The following is a 21,864-nucleotide window of genomic DNA, read 5'->3' as shown; positions in this document are numbered from 1 at the left end:
ACAGTCATGTAGGCCCCGACGGACTTTCATTGTCAGTCAATCAGAGTACAAGTTCATGTTCCCGATGACACCCATCGCGGCTGCGCTTGCGCTGTTGTTGTGTGCCAGCACAGCCATGGCCGCCAGCGCCGCCGGTACGACGCCACGCAGTCTGCTGGCCCAGGCCAAAGGCTTGCCGGCGGATTTCGAGGAGCATTTCTTTGATGTGCCGCTGGCGGTGCGGGTCGAGGTCGACCAACAGCCGCTCGGCGAGGCCATGGTGGTGCTGTCGCGCGATGATCGCCTCACACTCCTCGAATTCACCGACACCAGCGAAAACCGCTTCGGTCCTGCGGAACGGGAAAAATGGGCGAGCTTTCTCAAGCCCGGCGTGCCTCTGGGCGCATGCACGGGATCTTGCCCGGATGGTTTTCTGGCGGTGCATTACAACCTGGAAAACTCATTGGTTTCGATCGCCACGCAAGATGCCGAACGCGATGTCGAGGCCAAACGTTATTACGAGCAACCGAGCGGTGGCAGTAGCGGCCTGATGGTGCGCAATCAGCTCAACCTCAACGGTGGTCAGGACCAGGACCTCGGCGGACGCTTCGGTCTGGAGGCCAGCGCCAGCCTCGGCAACTGGAGCCAGACGCTCAATCTGCAAATGGCCCGGCTCGGCGGCCCCGACGACAAGCTTTATCACGCGGTACATGAACTGCACACCCAGCGCGAACTGCAAGGCAGTTTCTTTCGCCTGGGCTATTTCACCCCAATTCCGAAGGACTGACGCGCCAGCCGCGTACGTTCGGCACCAGCCCCGATACGGCGGTCGGCGTCATGTACGGCAGCTCCGACAGCCTGGCAATCAACAGTCCGATGCCCAGCGTTTACCCCATCTACGTCACCGCCAACCGGCAGGGTTCGGTGGAGATCTGGCGCGACGGTTTGTTGATCAATACGCAATCGGTACCGGCCGGCCTGCAGACCCTCGATACCCGCCCGCTACCCGGCGGTATCTATGAGGTGGAAGTGCGCCTGATCGAAGACGGCCAGATCACTTCGACGACTCAGGAGCTGGTGTACAAGCCCAACAACTGGCGCAACCTCGACGAGCGCTGGCGCTACAACGTATTCGCCGGCGAGGAGAGCAAGCTGCTGAGCAACTGGGACACGCAATCGAGCGGCAGTCCCACCGCCGGCGCGTCGGTGAACTACCTGCTGCACCCACGGGTGATTGTCGGTGCCTCGGCGCGGCAGATCCGCGAAAAACTGCAGTACGGCACCTCCATCGACTGGACGCTGGCCAATCACATCACGTTGTACGCCAACGTCTACAAGACTGAGGATTACGGCACCGGTCTCGATCTGCAGAGCCTCTATAACTACGGCGCCGGCAGTATCGTGGTCAGCCACAACCGCAGTTGGCTCGACACCACCAATACCTACGACACGTTGCCCGATGGCACGCGCATTCGGCCGCGCAACGTGTTTGTCGGGCAGACCAGTAACTCCTCGCTGGCACTCAACCATCGCCTGAGCAGCAAGAGTTCGGTGAACGCGCGGCTGTCGCACAGCGAAGGCAATGTCGAAGGCATGGGCGTGGATCTGGGCTGGACCCAGCGCACCGTGCTGTTGGGCAGCGATGCCAGTTGGCGGCTGTCGCTGTTTGATCGGCCGGGCAGTTTCAGCAGCGGCGATGCGCGCAATCGCGGTGTTGATCTGAGCATCAACCTGGCCCTTGGCGCACCTGGCCAGCAGCTCACCGGCAGCATTGGCTCGCGCACCGCCCGTGACGGCAAACGCGACAACAATGCCTCGCTCGGCTGGCGCAGGGACTTCAAGGACCACGTGCTGCAAAGCGTCTCGGTGACGGCGCTCACCGACACGTACGGCCTGGGCATGTCCAGCCTGACCAATTTCCGCACCGATGCGCTCAGCGGCGACGCGTTTGTCCAGCGTTCCTCCTACAACGGCAACTTCACGGGCGGGCTCAACCTCGACAGCACGCTGGTGGTCGGCGGCGAGAAAATGCTCCTGACCAGCCAGAGCGAAGTGCGCGGTGCCGGGATGATTGTCGACGTCGAGTCAGACATCGAGGACATCGTCCTGCGCGCCGACGACTACAGCGGCGGCGGTGCTGCGTTGAAGCCGGGGCGCAATTTCATTCCGATCACGGCGTATCAGAACAGCTCGGTGAGTTTCGATTTCGAAGGCAACGCCGTGCCGGCCGCCACCATTGAGCCGGCGCGCACCCGTTATCACTTGAACAAGGGTGGCGTTGAGTACCGCCAGATCCGCGTGATGAAAACCCTGACCGTGCTCGGCCGTCTGGTTGACGGTCGCGGCCAGCCGCTCAAGGGCCATCACGTGATCAACCACGCCAGCCGTGGCGTGACCGAAGTCGACGGGTTCTTCTCGATGGAAATGAACGCCGGCTCACCGACCCTGGAAGTACGTCAGGGCAATCAGTTGCTGTGTCAGTTCCGCCTCAACGAGGCCGACCATCGCAGCGAAAACAACGTGTTGATGATCGGTGATCTGCGTTGCACGCCGGACACGCTGGCCGATGTCACTACCACCGAACAGAAGGCGGGTTGAAGCCATGAAGATCATCACAGGTGGCTGCGCTCTCGCGCTGATGCTAGCGGCGTTTGCGGCGCATGCGGTCAATCAGGAGATCCGTGCGGTGTTTCGCCCGGACCCATCTCAGCCGAGCAAGAACGTGTTCCTCAACCAGACGCCCATCAGTGGTTACTGCGCGAGTTATCCGGACCAGTGCGTGCCAGCCAATATGTTCAGTATCCAGCTGCCGGCTCGTTTCGTATCGGCCAGAAGTATGCGCCCCGGTGATGGCCTTGCGCTGAAGGCACCGGCCAACTGGCGCCAACTGACAGTTATCAACGCGGATACTCAGGAATCGGAAATCGTTGAAGTGCGCATCACAGGGGTCGGGACCAAGTATGTCCTCAGCCATCCGGCTTACGTTCTGGCGGGGGTGAGCGACGAACTTGAAGGTCACCGAAGACTTTGGTCAAACATGAGTTGGGTCTATGCACCGCCCCTTGCCAGTTCAGCGGCAATGCGCCGTACGGACCCGAGCATTATCGTTTTTTCTGGAAAACACCAGTCGAGGCGCCATGCACGAAATACGCGGCGTTCGACATCCCTTCCATTGAGTACGATACGCTCGATTTTGCCTACGAGCTTCGTACCCCCAATCCATTGGGTATGTCTTCGGGGCTATATACCGGCTCCATGACTTACACCATCGGATCGGCGGGTGATTTCGATTTCGGGCCGTTGATGCGACCGGACGACAGCAGCCTGACCCTGGACTTCGTCCTCGACGTCCAGCACACCCTCAAGGTCGACCTGCCACCGGGCGGCAACAACGTCACCCTTGAACCCGAGGGCGGTTGGGCGCGGTGGGTGGAAAGCGGGCGCAAGCCGACGCGGATCTTTCGCGATCAGTTGTTCTATATCTCGGCGTCGTCGCGCTTCAAGGTCATGTTGCTGTGCCATTCCTATGGAGGAAACGTCTGCAAGCTGGGCAATCCGGAGGGCAACAGCACTGAAGTTCTGGTTTCCATAAGCCTGCCGTCCGGCATCACCGGCCCGGGCGGGTCGGTCAACCGCCATTCGTTGCAATTCAACCGCTGGACCGGCCCGTTCCAGCCAGGCCTGTACGTCGATCGCAAGCCCGGCACCTTGCATTTCGACATGACACCTTCTGCGATCGACTTCCTGCTCGGACCCGGTGCCAGCGGCAGGTTGCGCGGCAATGTGACCATCATCTGGGATTCGGACGTATGAGCGCTGCAGTCAGGACATTTGCCAAATTCGTGGAGTTGAAAACGATGAACCGAGGATTGCTGCTGAGCCTGCTCAGCGTGTTTTGCCTGACGGCGCAGGCCGGGCCACAGATCAATGTGGGCACGGTATACGACTACCTGGATGCCGATAAAAGTACCTACCTCAAACGGGTATTCAACAGCGGTGACGCCACGGCGTTCGTCAAGGTCAACGTGCTGGAGATCGTCTACGAGGCGGATGGAACGTCAAAGGAAATTGCCGTGGTCAATGCCGCCGACGGTGCCTCGCGCAATGGCCTGATGGCCAGCCCGGCGCGGCTGATCGTACCGGCGCAAGGCATGCAGGGCACGCGCCTGCTGTACATGGGCGAACGGGATCGCGAGCGCTATTTCCGCGTGCGGTTCGTGCCGGTCGTGCCGGAGCAGGAGGACAATTTCGTCGTCAGCAATGAAGAACGCGATGACTACAAAAAATCGCTCTCGGCGGGGGTCAACGTGATGACCGGGTTCGGCACGATCTTCTTCGTGCGCCCGAAAAATGCGCGTTTCGACACGGCGATCAATGAAACCGATACGCGCTATGAATTGCGCAACAACGGCAACACGGTGCTCATCATCGACGAATTCAAGAGCTGTTCGCTGAGCAAGGAAAGCGACTGCGGCGCGACCACCAAACACCATGTGCTGGCCGGCAAGACGTTCGCCTTCGACAAGGAGAAAGGCCGCGAATACCGCTTTTTCCTGATCGAGGGCGCCGACAGAAAAGCCCTGAAAGTCGCCAGCCGCTGACACGCTTTACCACTGACGCATCGGGTACCCGACATGATCAAGCAATGCATCGCCCTCGTGCTGCTGGCAGTTGCCGGCACCGAGGCCTGGGGCGCGCGGGAGGAGCACACTTTCGAAGTGTCGCTGACCATCCCCAGCCGACCCTTTACGTCATCCCGGCGGAGCCGGACTGGATTCACCGGCCCCAGCGCCTGAATTGGGATTACCCCACGTCAACGCTGGGTAACGTGGAGAAAAACTTCGATGTGCGCCATGACAGCAGTGCGATCGAGGCCCGTTTGCTGCTCGATCCTTATCTGGAAAACGGCCGGCCGGGAGAGATCATCGAACTGCGCGTGACCTTCAACGGCGTCGAGCTGAGTTCACATGCCATCGCGCGACAAGTGGTGTCCCGGGAAGAAGCCGCCGCCGGCAAACGTGTTGCGCTGAAGATCGAACCGATCGAACCGGCCGGAGGCTATCGACCCGGTGACTACTACGGCAACGTGTTGCTGATGTTCAACGCCGGCACACCGAGTGCGGGATGACAATCATGACTACGAACGGGCGGGCCGCTCAGCCTTTGAAGAAAATGATCAGCGCGGTAGGCGTACTGATGGCGTTGGGCATGACTCAAGCGCATGCGGTCAATCAGGAGATTCGTGCGATGTTTCAACCGGATCCGTCGCAGCCGGGTAAAAATCTGTTTATCAATCAGACGCCCAACGGAGGCTACTGTGTCTCCTTTCCGGACAAGTGCGCAGCCAATAATATGTTCAGCATCGAATTGCCTGTGCGTCACGATTCAGATCGTGCGCTTGTGTCCGGTGATGATGTTTCGCTGCGAGCGCCCGCTGACTGGCGCCGGTTGACGGTGACCAATGAGGACACACAGGAAACGGAAATCGTCGAGGTGCGTATTACTGGCATTGGCTCAAGATTCGTCCTGAGTCATAGAGTGCAGGATCTGACCGGTATCGCCAACGCCGCGCAGGCGCATGACCGGCTCTGGACCTCCCAAACCGGCTGGCTGTATGCCCCGGCACCCTGCGGCGGAAGTGGTCTGGCAGGATATAGCGACACGAGCTACCGTTTTTTCTGGCATACGCCGGTGCTGGCTTCCTGTACCAAGACTGCCGCGTTCCGCATTCCCGCGATGTATTTCGAAAAACTCGATTTTGCCTATGAGCTGAGAACGCCCAATCCGTTGGGTATGTCGAGCGGGCTGTATACCGGATCAATCGCCTACACCGTCGGGCCTACCGGCGATTTCCAGCTGGGATCAATGATGAGGCCCGACGACGGCAGCATCACTCTGGATTTTGTCCTCGACGTGCAACACACCCTCAAAGTCGATATCCCGCCCGGCGGCAACCATGTCTTGCTGGAACCTCGAGGTGGCTGGCAGGGCTGGCTGGAGAGCGGACGGCGGCCGACGCGGCTGTATCGCGACCAGACATTCAACATCTCGGCTTCGTCGAAATTCACCATGAAACTCGAGTGCGAGCATGATCTTGGATTCGGCGATGGCTGCGCCATCATGAACCGCGAGACGGGCTATGCCGGCGCGGTCGACGTCAGCGTCAGCCTGCCCCACGGATTGACCGACAGCGCCGGACGCCCGGTGCGTAACGTGCCGTTGGGCCGCACGGCGACCGCACCCTTTCAGCCTGGCATTTACGTTGACCGCAAACCGGGCACGTTGCACTTCGAAGTGGCGGAGCAATACACCAACTGGCTCATCGATAACGCCGGTGACAAACCCTACAAGGGCAACATCACGGTGATCTGGGATTCCGAAGTGCACTAGGCCACAACCATCGGCCAGACCTCGAGCGGCGCTGGCCGAATCGCGTCAGAAAACAATCACAGGCCGGCTTTGACCATCGCCTCACGCGTCAGGCGCCGGGACAGTTCGCGGCGTTTGTACGCGATGCCGTCATACAACTCCAGATAGCGTTCCTCGCTCAGCGGTGCGTCGTCGAACAGGTCGCCGTCGGCAGGGATGCCCAGTGCTTCTGCCAGGGTCTGGATGCGGCGAGTCAGTGCGTGCATGTTCGTCCGTGCGGTCGGATTGGCCCACTCGGCCTTAGCGTCCTTGAGCTCATCGAGTTGCTCGCCCTGGCGATCATATAGCCGATTATTTTCTGCGTATTGCTCCGGGTACGTTTTCAGCAAATGGTTTTCCCAGAAATTATCCGACCCCAGGCTGATCATTCCGTTGACCAGGCCATCGCCGGCTTCACCCTCGGTGATCGTGGCGTAGGCAGCGTCGAGTTTTTCATGCGTCACCCCCGAGCGCTTGCGGTACAGCATGTCGTCGGTTTGCCAGGGCAGTTGCAGGCGCTCAGCCAGACCGGTCTCGTAGGCCAGATGGACTTCAACTTCATCCGGCGCCGGGATGCTCGGGTCGCTCTTATTGAGCGCCTCCTGGGTCTTGTACTCGAACGCCGCTTCATCGCTGACGCGATTCAGGCGTGCCGCACCGCGCGCCAGACGCACGAGACGGTCTTCCAGCACTGCGGGTGAAGTCGACTCTGTGTAGGCCTTGGATACCAATACTTTCATGCCCAGCGAGTTGAACAATTGCGCGCCGAGATCGCCGCAATCTTCGGGGAGACAATCTGCTTGAACAACGTTTCGCGCAGCTTCGAATCGACGGCAACGGCATCGACCATTTCCCAGACCCGCCGGGTCAGTCGCCGGCGACCTGCATCGGTGCGGTAGTCGGCACTCTCGCGCTGTTTGCGAATCACGCTGAAAAAACCGGCGGAATCGGGCTCTGCGATCAGGTCATACCAGGACTCCTTGCGCCAGGTGCTGAGCGCGCCTGACGGACCCGGTCCCGTACCGGGGGCGTCCTTGGGAAAACGGCTCCAGTAGCTGAGTTCGTCGTCCGCCGCGGGGAATAATCCTGTACAAAAGACAGGCCGGTAGAGGTCCGGTACTCGCCTAAGCGCACCCGGTCTTCGTTGCTCAGCCGTGTCTGATCGAAGCGAGCCCGACTGAGCACAAAGGCCTGATCAGACCCGGCTCTGACCGTCGGCAAGGTGTCGAGGGGCGCGCCACGCAAATCCAGCATCAGGCTGCGCGGGCGTGGTTTGGCCACTGAGTCGACAGTGAACAGACCTTCGGGCCAGGTCTGGATACGCGAATTGGCCAGGTGCAGGCGCGCCAAGTGATTCATCGCGCTGACATCGGGCGGCAGGTCCAGTGGGTTGCCGTTGAGGTTCAGGGTGCGCAGTCGGGTCAATCGGCCCAATTGCCGGTTGGCTTCGGCATTCAGCGTGATGCGGTTGTCGGCCAGATCCAGCTCCTCCAGGTTGGCCATCAGTCCGGTTACGGACGGCAGTTCGCGCAAATCGCATTGGCGAGCGCTCAGTTGGCGCAGGTTGGGGAAGTGGCTCAGCAGCACGCTGGGGTCCGGCGACAGGCGCGCCCGGTCGAGATTCAACGCCGTGATGCGATCGAAATACTTTTTCATCCCGGGGCGTTGGTACAGCGTTTGCCACCAGCGTTCCAGTTCCGGGCGGGCGATGGTCGAAGATAAATCCAGCGTGTAACCCTGGTCGGGATGCACGCTGCGTTCGCCGAAGATTTCACCCTGGCGATCAAAACATTCGATCAGGCGCTCCTCGATGTGCCGCCCGCCTTTTTGCATGAAATCCGCAGAAGCGCCGTAAATGGGTTCACCGTTGGCATCCACGCCGGCAGGGTAGCTTTCCCGCCAGCGCTGCAATTCGTTGTGCAACTGCGTTCGGTCGTTTTCAAGGCTCGCGATGGCCTCGACCGGTTCGCCCTTGCGCTTGAGTGCCTCAACAAATGCGCTGACTTCCCGGGGGCTCATCTTCGGATAGAGGTCCTTGATCCTTTCTTCAGGTGTCGAGCGCCGAAAAAGGCGGGGCCAGCCGCGCACCAGTGTTTCGGTTTCGATGCTCACGGCTCGCTGAATCGGCGGTTCGGCCAATGCCGTGCGGCGGTCGGCTGGCGCTTGCGCCAGCTCCATCAACCATAGTTTGAACGGCCGGCCCTGGCCGCGCCTGTAGCCCACCTCAGACAGTGTTTCATCCGGCAAGGCGCGCAAAATCGCTTCGTAGAAATCGTCGGCGCCGTGCAGCTTGAGATTGTTGGCGTCGAGCACTTCGTAACGGCCATGCTCGTCTCTGATCAAACGTCTGATGGTGGTCGCGTCATCCGGGCCGAGCTCACAACGCAACGGTCCTGCAGGGGTGCCGTCGCGCACTTCGATTCGCAGGTGGCCGAAGGCGTCCGTGTATTTGCGCAAAGTGCTCAGCGCCAGCCGTTCGGTCATCGGTGTGGGTGGGGTGTCGCGGTAGAAACCGTCATAGGCGCGGCTGGCCGAGGCTTCGAAATCGAGTTCGCGGGCCTGATGTTTCAGGCGCAGCGGCAAGCGATGCTCGTCGCCGATGCGCTGCAATTCAGCCGGGCTGGCATCGCTCAGCAGCTTTTCCGCCAAGGGCAGCGGCAACTCGGGAAAACGCTGCCTGATGATACGAACCTTGCGTGTTCGCGGTCGGTCGGCGGCCTGATAGAAGCGTCTGGCAATGTCATCGCGGCCGGACTCTACCGCCTCGGCGAGCAAGTCGCGAAGGGCCTGCGGACGGGCGATCGCCGGCACGTCGCGCTTGAGCAGCGCGCGCATTTCGCCCTCGTTGAGGAAATCATTCAGACGTTCGGGCAAGCGGCCGGCATTGAGATCCGCCTGGCTGATGGTCAGGGTGTCGGCTTCGCCTGCGGAGGGATCGCCGTATTGGCGCGAGTAGCCTTCCACCTGCTCGTAAGTCACTTTGATCGCGCGCCGACCGGGCCAGCCCGGCAAGCTGGTAGCGATCGGTTCGAACCAGTCGGCGGGTGGTTTGAGCGGGCGCCCGGCGCGAATGTCCGCGCTGGCGAGGCCCACGTCCGCGCGGGCGGTGAAGCGCTTGAGCGAATCGGTCAGCAACGGCGGCGGCGCGCTGCTGCTGTCATGCATGGCGCGCAGCTCATCGTGAGCGGTGCCGCTGCTGGCGCGGATCTGCTCCAGTTCGGTCGCGGAAAAACGCTCGACGTTGTGACCCAGGCGCGGCATCAAGGCGCTGTCGTGCCAGTCGAGCGGGTTCTCCGCCTCGTGCCGCCAGGCGCCCTGTGCGTTGTGTTCGAGGATCGGTTTATACGCGTTGGCTCGCTGCGGATGCTTGATGCGGTGAACGTTTGCAGATTGATGACTGAGCGCTTTTTCGACGCTGTAGAGCTTGCCCTCCAGCGGCAGAACGGTTTGGCTGCCCAACTGATGCAGGCCATGCGGGTCGGGTTTCGATGAAGCGGCCAGTTGCAGGTCGTTTTGCTCGTAAGGCGCAAGATCCGGGTGCCACAACGAGGCTTTGCCATCGGGCAGTTTCACCGGCTTCATAGCCTCGACCAACGGTGACAGCTTGAGTTTGAAGGCACTGCCGATTTGCGCACCGGCGCCGAATGCCGCCAGCTGAATCACGCTGCTCACCACACCGATGATGTGTTCGGCTGCCTCGATTTGCTGGCCCTGTACCAGATCGACCACGCCTTCGACCACTTCCCGAGTCAGTTGATACGCGCTGTAGGCGAGCATCAGTTCGCCGAGACCGGGCACGAACGGTGTGGCAATCAGCAGCGCGACGTTGAAAATGTCCGAAACGATTTTCTTGAAGTTGTCCCACCACGCCCAACGCGCCTGGCTGTCGGTGTCAGCGGTGGACACGGCGATCTCGCGGCCGTCATTGAGAATCTTGTCGAGTTTGCGTAGATAAGCGTGTTGCCAGTAATCACCGAGCAGGCGGGTCTCAGCGAGCCGCAGATTCGGGCTGTCCACCGGGTCCTTGCGCCATGGCGGGCGTTGGTCGGTCGAGCTTTCAGGCGGGTGATACCTGACGACGAACAGGCGTTGTTCCAGCTCGGCAAAGAAATGTCCGCGCTGTTGCTGGTCGATGAATTGACTGAAGAACTGGCGATACGTCTGTCGCGTCGCAGGGCACAAGCGATCCTCGCGCAGTTGTCGGAGCAGTTCGCTGCCGAATGCCTTGAGCGAGTCGTATTGCTTCAGCGGATGATCCGGATCGTGTGGCACATAGGCGATCACGGGTCTTGCACCGGCAGCGTCGCTGGCACCGTGTGGCAACAGCATGATCCCGGTCATCGGCTGGTCGAGCAGCGACAGGTCATACCAGCGAACCGGCCGCTGTGTGCCAGGGGACGAGAATTTGCTGGTGGCCAGGCGCAGCACCTTTTGTGTGCATCGTCCTCGATGTCGCCCCTGATCAGCGCCATGTGCGCCGCGACGACAAGGGCGTCCTTCTGGCTTTGCAACACCTGGTAGCGCAGCAGACTTTCGGCCAGCGGCTGGGCTGGCAACAGCGTGCCTTCCAGATGCTTTTGGTACTGCGCACCCAGGTCCAGCTCGCGACACAGCGTCTGGAACTGTTGAATCGACATCTTGTGCCGGAGCGGCAAAACATCGAACAGATCACGCGCGTCGGGCTGGCTGATGTATTGCGAGTCGGGCCCGGCAATTTCCGTGCTGGCAAAGTTGTGCAGCGCGGCGTCCAGCAGCGATACCGTACGTGTGACGGCGCCAGCAGAAAGGTCAAGCGCATACCAGGGCGTGGCTGCCGGAATGTACAGGCGCAGCCAGGTGGTTTTGACATCCGGTTCGATCCCGTACACCGCTTTTATTTTTGCCTTGAGCAAGGGTTCGGCGAAGGTGTACAGGTCGATTTTCGCCAGCAGGTGATCAACCGCGTTCTGCGAGCCCCACGCCTTGAGATTGGCGGCGGCGAGCCGTTGCTGATCCTTGGCAGAGGCTGTCTGGTACCACGGCTCGATATTGAAAGGCGTGGCGGCCAGCGCTTCGGCGCGACTGACGGTTGCGGTCTTGAACGGAGTACTGACGGCGGATTTGATGAATTCGTAGTGGCGCCCTTGGTCTGGGTTGTCATCCGGCACGGGAGAGAGGGCATGGCAATCATCCTTGATTGGTTGAGGAATGATCAGCCTACCCACGACGGGGCAAAACAAAAGTTCAAAGAACGGGAGGCAAACGGCGTTCCAGCGCCGTAACCCGACGAAAATTCGAATCGGAAAAATGCAGGGTTACCACCTGCGAAAGTAAAAAAACCTCACCCTGAAGCGTTTACCCCGACACGCTTTGTTACCTCAAGCTGCGCTGACCGTGCTCGACCAGCGCCACATCGGTGTTTTGCGCAGGGCGGCATTGCGAATCGCTGCCCGGTTGCAAATGCGGCGTGAGAATCGGCGCCATGCCCTTGAGCACCTGTGTGGGCAGGGCCGAGGTGAACTTGAAGTTTTCCGCCGAGCGCCCCGGAACGAACGCGGTCAGGGTGCCGAAATGGTGATCGCCGATGTAGAACACAAACGTCGCGGTGCGGTTGATCGACTTCGAACTGATGATCCGCCCACCGGAGCCAATCGCGGCAATGCGGTTGTCGCCGGTACCGGTTTTGCCACCCATCGCCAGCGGTGTGCCGTCGGGCAATTTGAAACTGCCGGACACACGTTTTGCGGTACCGGCATCGACCACTTGCGACAGTGCCTCGCGCATGGCTCGGGCCACCTCCACCGGCATTACCCGTTTGCCGACGTGCGGATCGTTGACCAGTTTCGTTTCATAGGGTGTGCCGGCAGCGAAATGCAGGCTGTCGATGCGCAGCGTCGGCATGCGCACGCCGTCGTTGAGGATGGTGCCGATCAGCTCGGCGAGGGCGGCGGGGCGATCCCCGGAGCTGCCGATGGCGGTGGCCAGCGACGGCACGAGGTGATCGAACGGGTAGCCGACTTTCTGCCAGCGCTGGTGAATGTCGAGGAACGCTTCGATCTCGAGCATGGTGCGAATGCGACTGTCGCGCGCGCCTTTGTGCCGGCTCTTGAACAGCCAGCTGTAGACTTCCTGACGCTCGAAATGGCTGGCCTTGACGATCTCACTGAAAGTCGCCTCCGGGTGATGCAGCAGGTAGCCCATCATCCACAAGTCCAGCGGATGCACCTTGGCGATGAAGCCTTGGTCAGGCAGATCGTAACTGCCGGGGCCGTAGGCATCGTAGAGGCGGATCAGGCGATCATCGGTAAGCTTCTCCTTGAGCTTGGCGCCTTTGAGGTGTGCGCGAACAAAGCTGTTGAAATCTTCCTGGCTGGCGTCGGGCAACAGATAACGGTGCACCGCCGCCATGCGAATCGGCGTCGGCCGGATGCTGTCGAGGAAAGTTTCCAGACGTGCCTGGGTGTCCTTGTTTTTGTACTTTTTCCAGAACTTGAGCAGGAACGAGGTGCCTTCGCGGTCGGCAAAACTGGCCAGGTATTCCTGACGGCGCGGGTCGCGATCATCCTTGAGCAACTCGGCATTGGGCCCTGAGTAGGTTGTGTAACGGACGATGTCACGCATCAGGCGAATGAACGGCAGGTTGATCGACTCGCGCAACGAATCGCGCAAAGTCGGCAGGCGCCCGTTGTCCTCTTTGCGGAAGTTATGGAAGGTGTGCAGACCGCCACCGGTAAAAAACGCTTCGCCGGGGCTCGCCGAATACTTGCGATCCAGCGCAGCGCTGAGCAGCTTCGACAGGTCGTGATCCTTGTTCTGGATCAGGTAATCGACGACCCACTGGCTGAGGCGGTCCTGCTCCGGCACTTCGACCTTCTTCAATTGCGCCACGCTCATCGCGCCGTACTTGTCGTGCAGCTCGGCGATGATCTGCAGATAGGTGGTCAGCACGCGCATTTTTGCCGTGGAACCCAGTTCGAGTTTGCTGCCTTCGTTGATGTCGAACGGTTGATCGGTGCTGTCGGTCTGCACGCGCACCCGTGAGCCGTCCGGCGTCAGTTCGAACAGGGTGAAGCTGTAGCGCACTTGCGTGGTGCTGGTCGGCGTCAGCAGGCGTTCACCAAGCAGGCCGATTTCGGCGGCGTAGGCCGGGTCGGCGAGTTTTTTCAGATAGGCAGTGGCCTGGGTTTGCAGATCGCCCTGCAAGGTGCTGGTGGCCGACAGGTCGAGGCGATCGAGGTCGTACAGCGGCCGGTTGAGCATGCTCGCCAGGCGACTGCGGGCGACGCTGATGCCTTTGTTGGTTTCGATCGGCTGCATCGTTGGCTGAGTCTGCCAGTCGCGATACGACACGGTACTCGCCAGCGCGGCGTCAGCCAAGGCACTGTCGATCACGCCGTTCTGTTTGAGCAGACGCAGATGGCTGTCGGTGAGGTTGGCCAATTCGTCGCGACCCTTGGTCAGGTAGTGAGAAGGACGACGCTGGGCGATCATCAGCGAGAGCATTTCACGCAGGGCCAGCCCCTTGGCGGCCATGGTCTGCGGGTCGGTCGCCGGGCTGTTCAGCTGTTCATTGGCCTTGTTGAAATCGCTGCCGTACCAGACGCGCAAGCCTTCAGCCATGCCGTGCACTTCGCCGTGGCCGGGCACTGCCGAGAGCGGCACGCTGTTGAGGTAATCGCGGACGATGTTCTGCCGCGCGCCAAGCGTCTCCGGGCCGTCCTGATAAGCGCGCACGCTGGCAGAAATCATCTGGCGGATCTTCTCCGCGCCGGACACGGTCAGGCCGTCGGGCGAATGGCGATACTTTTCCAGTTGCGTCGCCAGGGTGCTGCCACCGGCCGATTGCCCGGGCAGGTGCAGCAGCTTCGCCACTTGCGACCACGCCGCCATGCCGAAGCGCGGCCAGTCCACCGCCGGGTTGGCCAGCGGCTGTTTCGGGTCGAGAAGGAAACGGTTTTCGATGAACAGCAGACTGCTGACCACCACCGGCGGAATCGCTGCGAAGTCGGCATACAGTTGCTGCGGATAGTTGTACCGATACAGCGGCGCGCCTCGGCAATCGGCGATCGACAGCCCGGCCTGAATCTTTTCCGAATACGGCACGAACAGGCCTTTGTCGGTGTAACCGAGCAGGGCAGGGAGAAGCGCGTCTGCTCGGTGATCACATAGTTGCGCTTGAGCAGGCGCGGCAGGAATTCGTCGAGTGAGCTGTAACCCAGACGCAGATCGAAAGGACCGTTGCCCGGATAGTGGATCGCTTCGCTGGGGCCGGGCTCGAGCCTGTAGGTCAGCGAAGCGGCGTACTGACTCAGCTCCCGCGCCTGAAAACGCGAGGTGCGCATTTCCTTGGATGCGGCAAGTCCCACCACCACCGCGATGATCACCAGCAACAACCAGAAAGCCTTCCACCCGTGCCGGCTGCGGCGGGGTTTTTCAGGGACAGGCGCTTCATCCACACGTTCAGTCGGAACCACGGTTTTACTCGAATCGGTTTGCCACAAAGCGCCCATAGTCGACTGATCCATTCACGCAGATTGATCGGACTTGTCTGAAGCTTAGACGGTGGTTGGAGCCGGTGAAAAAAATGTGAAGAGCGGAGCCTGCGCTTTATCTGAATAAAACTGGAACAAACACTGTGGCGAGGGGATTCATCCCCGTTGGGCCGCGAACCGGCACCAAAACCTGCCAACACGGTTTCTACAGGCCCACCGCGTGTGAGGAAATTGCGCCTGCTGCGCAGCCGAGCGGGGATAAATCCCCTCACCACAGAGAGATTGTTCACATCCCCATGATGTGTCTGTGCGAGCAATGGACTCCCTGTGGCTAGCAGATTTATCAGTCATGCAGGGATTCCCTGTGGCGAGGGGATTCATCCCCGTTGGGCTGCGAAGCGGCCCCAAAACCTGCCAACACGGTTTCTACAGGCACACCGCGTTTGAGCAAGGTGCGCCTGCTTCGCAGCCGAGCGGGGATAAATCCCCTCACCACAAAGAGACTGTTCACATCCCCATGATGTGTCTGTGCGAGCAATGGACTCCCTGTGGCTAGCAGATTTATCAGTCTTGCAGGGACTCCCTGTGGCGAGGGGATTCATCCCCGTTGGGCCGCGAAGCGGCCCCAAAACCTGCCTCCACGGTTACTACAGGCACACCGCGTGTGAGGAAGTGGCGACTGCTGCGCAGCCGAGCGGGGATAAATCCCTCACCACAAAGAGACTGTTCACATCCCCATGATGTGTCTGTGCGAGCAATGGACTCCCTGTGGCTAGCAGATTTATCAGTCTTGCAGGGATTCCCTGTGGCGAGGGGATTCATCCCCGTTGGGCTGCGAAGCAGCCCCAAAACCTGCCAACACGGTTTCTACAGGCACACCGCGTGTAAGGAAGTTGCGCCTGCTGCGCAGTCGAGCGGGGGATAAATCCCCTCGCCACAAAGAGGCTGTTCACATCCCGGGAGTTTGTCTGTGTGAGGAAGAAATCCACCTATTCCATAGCACTATTGCGCTCAGAGCCAGCAGGCATCCCAAAGCGGGTAGTCACCGAGGTTATCGACCAGCCCGGCTCGCAAGGAATTATTGATGATGTAGCGGGCGAAGGGCTCCAGGTCCTCGCCGTCACGGATCGCACGGTCGTGGTAGCCGGTTTGCCACAGCGGTCCGTGACGTCCGGTTTTTCTGTTAACCGCATGCGTACAGCGAGCCTTTACACCGCCAATGACTTCACCAAGTGAGCCGCGTTGCAATTGCATCAGCCAATGAAAGTGGTCAGGCATGACAACCCAGGCGATGGATTGCGCGACTCCTTGCTCATGAGCCCGGCGCAGTTCGGCAACCAGTAATCGGCCGGCCTGCCAATCTGCAAATACGGGCTGGCGTTCGTGGATGACTGAGGTGATGAAGTAGGCACGACCGTTTTCCGAGAAACGACCTTGGCGCAGACGGTGGGAGTTGGGACGGACTGGCAGGTGAGCTTCCTTGCATGTGCTCCTGGCTTTTTCAAAGGTTAGTGGTTGGCCGCCCCGGTCGGCGCTGCAACTGTTGAGTGAAATTTCTGAATCCGTCGGCGATTTATCCGTGATCAAGCGAGGCGAGACATCACACAGTGGATCAAATGCCCTAGGGCTGAAACATGACGCTGCACCATCGCTGTGCAATACTTCGCGGCTTTTTCAGTGGCGACTTTTCCTACGTAATGCAGGTAATGCCTCTCCGCGGAACCCACAATTGCCGAGAGTTGTCGCTGAATGTTGTGACTTTTAGAGTGAAAAATCCTGCCCTGAGCTTTTTATACTGCACGCCCCGCTGATCTTTCAGGCCCGCCCTGCGAGACGCGTCTGCCCACGAAGCCGACGCGGTTTCCTGCCCAGCCAAGGCCTATCGGCCGACGCTTCGAAACCCGGTGGTCATATCCAATAACAAGACGAGGTTGTACCCCTATGCCAGTTGGCAATCCTCAGCCGTACGGCGACACCGCTTCGGGCGGTCCGCTCAAACGTGAACTCGGCGAACGGCATATCCGCCTGATGGCGCTCGGTGCCTGTATCGGCGTCGGTCTGTTTCTCGGTTCGGCCAAAGCCATCGAAATGGCCGGCCCGGCGATCATGCTGTCTTACATTCTTGGCGGTCTGGCGATCCTGGTGATCATGCGCGCGCTCGGCGAAATGGCCGTGCATAACCCGGTGGCCGGCTCGTTCAGCCGCTACGCGCAGGATTACCTCGGGCCGCTGGCCGGCTTTCTCACCGGCTGGAACTACTGGTTCCTGTGGCTGGTGACGTGTGTCGCGGAAATCACTGCGGTGGCGGTCTACATGGGCATCTGGTTCCCGGATGTGCCGCGCTGGATCTGGGCCCTGGCGGCGCTGATCAGCATGGGCTCGATCAACCTGATCGCGGTGAAAGCCTTCGGCGAATTCGAATTCTGGTTCGCCCTGATCAAGATCGTCACCATCATCGCCATGGTCATCGGCGGCGTCGGCATCATCGCCTTCGGTTTCGGCAACGACGGTGTGGCACTGGGCATCTCCAACCTGTGGGCCCACGGCGGTTTCATGCCCAACGGCGTAACCGGCGTGCTGATGTCGCTGCAAATGGTCATGTTCGCCTACCTCGGCGTGGAAATGATCGGCCTGACCGCCGGTGAAGCGAAGAATCCGCAAAAGACCATTCCCGACGCGATCGGCTCGGTGTTCTGGCGGATCCTGCTGTTCTACGTCGGTGCGCTGTTCGTCATCCTGTCGATCTACCCGTGGAATGAAATCGGCACCCAGGGCAGCCCGTTCGTGATGACCTTCGAGCGTCTGGGCATCAAGACCGCGGCTGGCATCATCAACTTCGTGGTGATTACGGCGGCGCTGTCGTCATGCAATGGCGGCATCTTCAGCACCGGCCGCATGCTCTACAGCCTGGCGCAGAACGGCCAGGCCCCGGCCGGTTTCGCCAAGACCTCGAACAACGGCGTGCCGCGCCGCGCGTTGTTGCTGTCGATTGCGGTGTTGCTGTTGGGTGTAGTGCTCAACTATCTGGTGCCGGAAAAAGTCTTCGTCTGGGTCACCTCGATCGCGACCTTCGGTGCGATCTGGACCTGGGTGATGATCCTGCTGGCGCAACTGAAATTTCGCAAAGGCCTGAGCGCCAGCGAACGTGCCGGCCTCAAGTACAAGATGTGGCTGTACCCGGTCAGTTCGTATTTCGCCCTGGCGTTTCTGGTGTTGGTGGTCGGCCTGATGGCGTACTTCCCCGACACCCGCGTGGCACTGTATGTCGGGCCGGCGTTTCTGGTGTTGCTGACGGTGTTGTTTTACGTGTTCAAGTTGCAGCCGACGCAAGTGTCGCAAGGTTCGGTGCGTTCGGTTTCTTGAATCCTGACGCCTGAAAACCACAAAGCCCCGGTCGCAAGATCGGGGCTTTTTGGTTCACGCGAGCTGATCGCCAGTCTTACGCCGCTACCACTTCCTGCGGCTCAAAACTGTCCGCCCGCGCCATCTGCCACATCCGCGAATAGAACTCGCCATTCACTTCGCCGGTAAGCAGTTCCCCCGGTTTCAGAAACACATGCAGCTGCGAGAACAACTTGATCTCGGTCGCCGACATGCGACGAACCAGATGCTTGGCCGACAGTTGCGAAGGATGATCAAGCCCGGCGGCAGCGAGCATTTCTGCCAGCGCTTTGAGTGTGCTGCGATGGAAGTTGTAGACGCGCTGGGCTTTGTCCGGCACCACCAAGGCGCGTTGGCGCAGGGCGTCCTGAGTGGCGACGCCGGTCGGGCATTTGTTGGTGTGGCAGCTTTGCGATTGGATGCAGCCAATGGCGAACATGAAGCCGCGTGCGGAGTTGGCCCAGTCAGCGCCGATGGCCAACACGCTGGCGATGTCGAAGGCGCTGACGATCTTGCCGCTGGCGCCGAGTTTGATCTTGTCGCGCAGGTTGAGGCCGACCAGCGTGTTATGGACGAACAGCAGGCCCTCGCGCATCGGTACACCGATGTGGTCGGTGAACTCGACCGGCGCCGCGCCAGTGCCGCCTTCCTTGCCATCAACGACGATGAAGTCCGGAAGAATGCCGGTTTCCAGCATGGCCTTGGCGATCCCCATGAATTCCCACGGATGGCCGAGGCAGAACTTGAAGCCCACCGGTTTGCCACCGGACAGCTCACGCAGTTGCTGGATGAACTGCATCATTTCGATCGGCGTGGAAAACGCACTGTGGCGCGACGGCGAAACGCAGTCCTCGCCCATCAGGATGCCGCGGGTCTCTGCGATTTCTTTGGTGACCTTGTGCTTGGGCAGGATACCGCCGTGGCCGGGTTTGGCGCCCTGGCTCATCTTGATTTCGATCATGCGCACTTGCGGGTTCTGTGCCTGCACGGCGAAGCGCTCCGGGTCGAAACGGCCGTCGCTGGTGCGACAGCCGAAGTAGCCGCTGCCCAGTTCCCAGGTCAGGTCGCCGCCGTGCTCGCGGTGATACGGGCTGATGCTGCCTTCACCGGTGTCGTGGGCGAAGTTGCCAAGCTTGGCACCCTGATTCAAGGCGCGGATGGCATTGGCGCTGAGTGAGCCGAAGCTCATCGCCGAGATATTGAAGATCGACGCCGAGTATGGCTGCGTGCACTGCGGCCCGCCGACAGTGACACGGAAACCGGTCGGGTCACTCAACGGCGCCGGGCGCATCGAGTGGCCGATGAATTCGAAGCCGGACTGATAGACGTCGATCAGCGTGCCAAACGGTTTGTCGGCGGTTTCGTTTTTCGCGCGCGAGTACACCAGCGAACGCTGGGCGCGGGAGAAGGGCAGGGCATCACTGTCGGATTCGAGCAGGTACTGGCGAATCTCCGGGCGGATACCTTCGACCAGATAACGGATATTGCCCAGAATCGGATAATTGCGGCGCACTGCATGGCGCGTCTGCAGCAGGTCAAACACGCCGAGCAGGCTCAGCACCGCGGTGACGGCGGTGATCGGCCACAGCCAGTCATGTTCGAGGAAGGGCAGGCTGGCGAGAGTGAAAATCACACAGACGGCAAAGAAGGCGTAGCGGCTCAGCAGCGACAGGCTCATACGGTTTCCTTGGTTCGGACTCAATTTTGTGCAACGGCACACATCCCTGTGGGAGCGAGCCGGCTCGCGAAAGCGACCTGTCAGTAGAAAAATTATTTTCTGACCCGACGCATTCGCGAGCAGGCTCGCTCCCACAAAAAGCGTGAATCACACTGTTTCAGGCGTTCTGCGCCTGTAGAAAAATCGAAAACAGCTCGGACTGGGATTTGATCCCCAGCTTGCTGTACATGTGTTTCTTATGGACTTTCACGGTTTCCACGGAGATTTCCAGCTTACGGGCGATTTCTTTGCTCGAACAACCGCTGAGCATCAAGCGCCCCACATCCAGTTCCCGCGCGGTCAGTTGTGCGCCTTTGAGCTGTTGCACCGACGCTTCCAGTTGCACCCGCCAGTCTGCCTGCGCAGGTGCGACGGCGAGGGCCACGGTTTCGTTGATTTCGTACGGCAGACGTTGGCGCAACAGGCCGAGCACCCATGGTTGAATCAAAGACAGCAAAGCGATCTGCTCTCCAGTGAAACGTTTTTCACTGCCCAGCGACAGGCACAGCGTGCGCTCGCCTTCGAGCTGGCAATTGAACTGGATTTCGTCGGCCACCACATTCAGACGAAAGTATCGCTGGTAGTACTCGGTCAGCTCGAAATGCTCCGGCGCGACTTCCGAGAGGCGATACAGGCCGGTGCGCGACTGCTCGCGGCAGGCGATGTAAAACGGGTCAAGCAGGTACAGACCGCGTAGATAATCCTGGAACAGCGGGTCCGGGCTGCCGTCCTCGCCGGGGCATTCGGCGAAGACCTGCGGGTGCTGATCGGCGCTGAACAGCAGCACCACCCAGCTATCGAACGCTACGTACTGCTCGAGCAAACGCAGCAGTTGCGCCCAGAAATTCGGCTTGTCGAGCGCGTCGATCAGTTGCCCGACGGCGCGGTGCCAAGTGATGTCATTCAACGAAAGTGTCATCGATCTACCCCTATCGGGTTACCCCGGCCGCGTGATTCCCTGGCCGGTTGCTTGCTGCGCATACTGGCCCACAGACAGGCACCGGGCAATCCTTCAAGGCCCGGCGCAGAGAACAAGGGATACCCATGAAAGTAGAACTCGCCCAATTGGCGGGCCGTGACAACGACACGGCTTACAACCTGGAACGCGCACTGGCGGCGATTGCTGCCTGCGCGGCCGACACGCAGATGATCGTGTTCCCGGAAACCCACCTGATGGGCTTCCCCAACGCCAAAACCGTGACCCAGGTCGCCGAACCGCTAGACGGCCCGACCGTCAGCACGGTGCTCGCTGCAGCGCGTGAGAAGAACATCGCCGTGGTGATCGGCATTGCCGAGAACGACAACGGGCGCTTCTACAACACGACGCTGCTGATTACCCCCGAAGGCATCGCTCTGAAGTACCGCAAGACCCACCTGTGGGCTTCGGATCGCGGCGTGTTCGAAGCCGGCGACCGCTACGCCACCTGCGTATGGAACGGCGTACGCGTCGGCCTGTTGATCTGCTACGACATCGAGTTCCCGGAAACCGCCCGTGCCCTGGCGCAACTTGGCGTGGAATTGCTCATCGTCACCAACGGCAATATGGACCCGTACGGCCCGACCCACCGCACCGCGATCATGGCCCGCGCCCAGGAAAACCAGGCGTTTGCGCTGATGGTCAATCGCGTTGATGCAGGGGATGACGGCCTGGTGTTTGCCGGCGGCAGCGCGCTGGTCGATCCGCTGGGGACGCTGCTGTTCGAGGCTGGGCGCGAAGAAGAGCAGTTCAGGGTCGAGCTGGATTTCGCGCAACTGGAAATCGCGCGCAAGGATTATCGCTATCTGGATGATCAGCGTTTGAAGTTGCCGGGGAGGTGGTGGAGCAGCAGGCTTGTGGATTGCGAGAGCTGCTGATTCCTGTGCGGTGATCCGAATGCTGTGCCGCTCGGGCTGACGCTTTCGCGAGCA

Annotated in this window: 8 protein-coding genes and 6 pseudogenes; 7 read left to right on the top strand and 7 right to left on the bottom strand. The window is 60.5% G+C overall.

The genetic code is table 11. The features are described from left to right. Window positions 1-55 precede the first annotated feature (55 nt). The 5 genes and pseudogenes from LJU32_26405 (at window position 56) to LJU32_26385 (ending at window position 6,369) form a co-directional block, all read left to right on the top strand. Window positions 56-2,577: pseudogene (locus tag LJU32_26405) on the top strand (CS1-pili formation C-terminal domain-containing protein). A 4-nt stretch (window positions 2,578-2,581) separates the two neighbouring features. Then, a pseudogene (locus LJU32_26400) lies at window positions 2,582-3,792 on the top strand (hypothetical protein). Between the two features lie 44 nt (window positions 3,793-3,836). Beyond that, window positions 3,837-4,580 carry a molecular chaperone gene (locus tag LJU32_26395; GenBank protein ID WKV88803.1) on the top strand — a complete coding sequence of 248 codons (744 nt, stop codon included), beginning with the start codon at window positions 3,837-3,839 and terminating at the stop codon, window positions 4,578-4,580. A 33-nt stretch (window positions 4,581-4,613) separates the two neighbouring features. Further along, window positions 4,614-5,107 (top strand): annotated as a pseudogene (locus LJU32_26390) (fimbrial protein). Between the two features lie 44 nt (window positions 5,108-5,151). Beyond that, on the top strand, window positions 5,152-6,369 hold the full coding sequence (locus LJU32_26385) for a hypothetical protein (protein WKV91209.1): 1,218 nt from the start codon (window positions 5,152-5,154) through the stop codon (window positions 6,367-6,369). Between the two features lie 56 nt (window positions 6,370-6,425). On the opposite strand, the pseudogene LJU32_26380 reads toward LJU32_26385, so the two are convergent. The 5 genes and pseudogenes from LJU32_26380 to LJU32_26360 form a co-directional block, all read right to left on the bottom strand. Further along, a pseudogene (locus LJU32_26380) lies at window positions 6,426-7,351 on the bottom strand (NEL domain-containing protein). Further along, window positions 7,348-10,815, bottom strand: a complete 3,468-nt coding sequence (locus LJU32_26375) for a hypothetical protein (GenBank protein ID WKV88802.1) — start codon at window positions 10,813-10,815, stop codon at window positions 7,348-7,350. The pseudogene LJU32_26380 and the gene LJU32_26375 overlap by 4 nt, the downstream one beginning before the upstream one ends. Continuing rightward, on the bottom strand, window positions 10,725-11,534 hold the full coding sequence (locus LJU32_26370; protein ID WKV88801.1) for a hypothetical protein: 810 nt from the start codon (window positions 11,532-11,534) through the stop codon (window positions 10,725-10,727). Before LJU32_26370 ends, LJU32_26375 begins: the two co-directional genes overlap by 91 nt. A gap of 205 nt (window positions 11,535-11,739) precedes the next feature. Continuing rightward, a pseudogene (locus LJU32_26365) lies at window positions 11,740-14,876 on the bottom strand (penicillin-binding protein). Between the two features lie 993 nt (window positions 14,877-15,869). Then, complete coding sequence (locus LJU32_26360; GenBank protein WKV91208.1) at window positions 15,870-16,328, bottom strand: transposase; 459 nt, start codon at window positions 16,326-16,328, stop codon at window positions 15,870-15,872. A 471-nt stretch (window positions 16,329-16,799) separates the two neighbouring features. Here LJU32_26360 and LJU32_26355 point away from each other — a divergent pair, with 471 nt between their 5' ends. Continuing rightward, window positions 16,800-18,221 (top strand): amino acid permease, encoded by a 1,422-nt coding sequence (locus tag LJU32_26355; GenBank protein ID WKV88800.1) that lies wholly within the window; start codon window positions 16,800-16,802, stop codon window positions 18,219-18,221. A 76-nt stretch (window positions 18,222-18,297) separates the two neighbouring features. Here the strand turns inward: LJU32_26355 and LJU32_26350 are convergent, their stop codons facing one another. Then, window positions 18,298-19,917: an FMN-binding glutamate synthase family protein gene (locus tag LJU32_26350; GenBank protein WKV88799.1), complete on the bottom strand. Its 1,620-nt coding sequence runs from the start codon at window positions 19,915-19,917 to the stop codon at window positions 18,298-18,300. 157 nt (window positions 19,918-20,074) lie between these two features. After that, entirely contained in the window at window positions 20,075-20,875 is an 801-nt protein-coding gene (locus LJU32_26345) for a LuxR C-terminal-related transcriptional regulator (protein WKV88798.1), read from the bottom strand. Between the two features lie 125 nt (window positions 20,876-21,000). Here LJU32_26345 and LJU32_26340 point away from each other — a divergent pair. Continuing rightward, window positions 21,001-21,824: pseudogene (locus tag LJU32_26340) on the top strand (carbon-nitrogen hydrolase family protein). Window positions 21,825-21,864: the final 40 nt, after the last annotated feature.

It is taken from the genome of Pseudomonas sp. B21_DOA (genome assembly GCA_030544685.1).
GTDB classification, from domain to species: Bacteria; Pseudomonadota; Gammaproteobacteria; order Pseudomonadales; family Pseudomonadaceae; genus Aquipseudomonas; species Aquipseudomonas fluorescens_AO.
The sequence above is the reverse complement of the archived record's forward strand: the minus strand, read 5'-3'. Positions and strand labels throughout refer to the sequence as shown.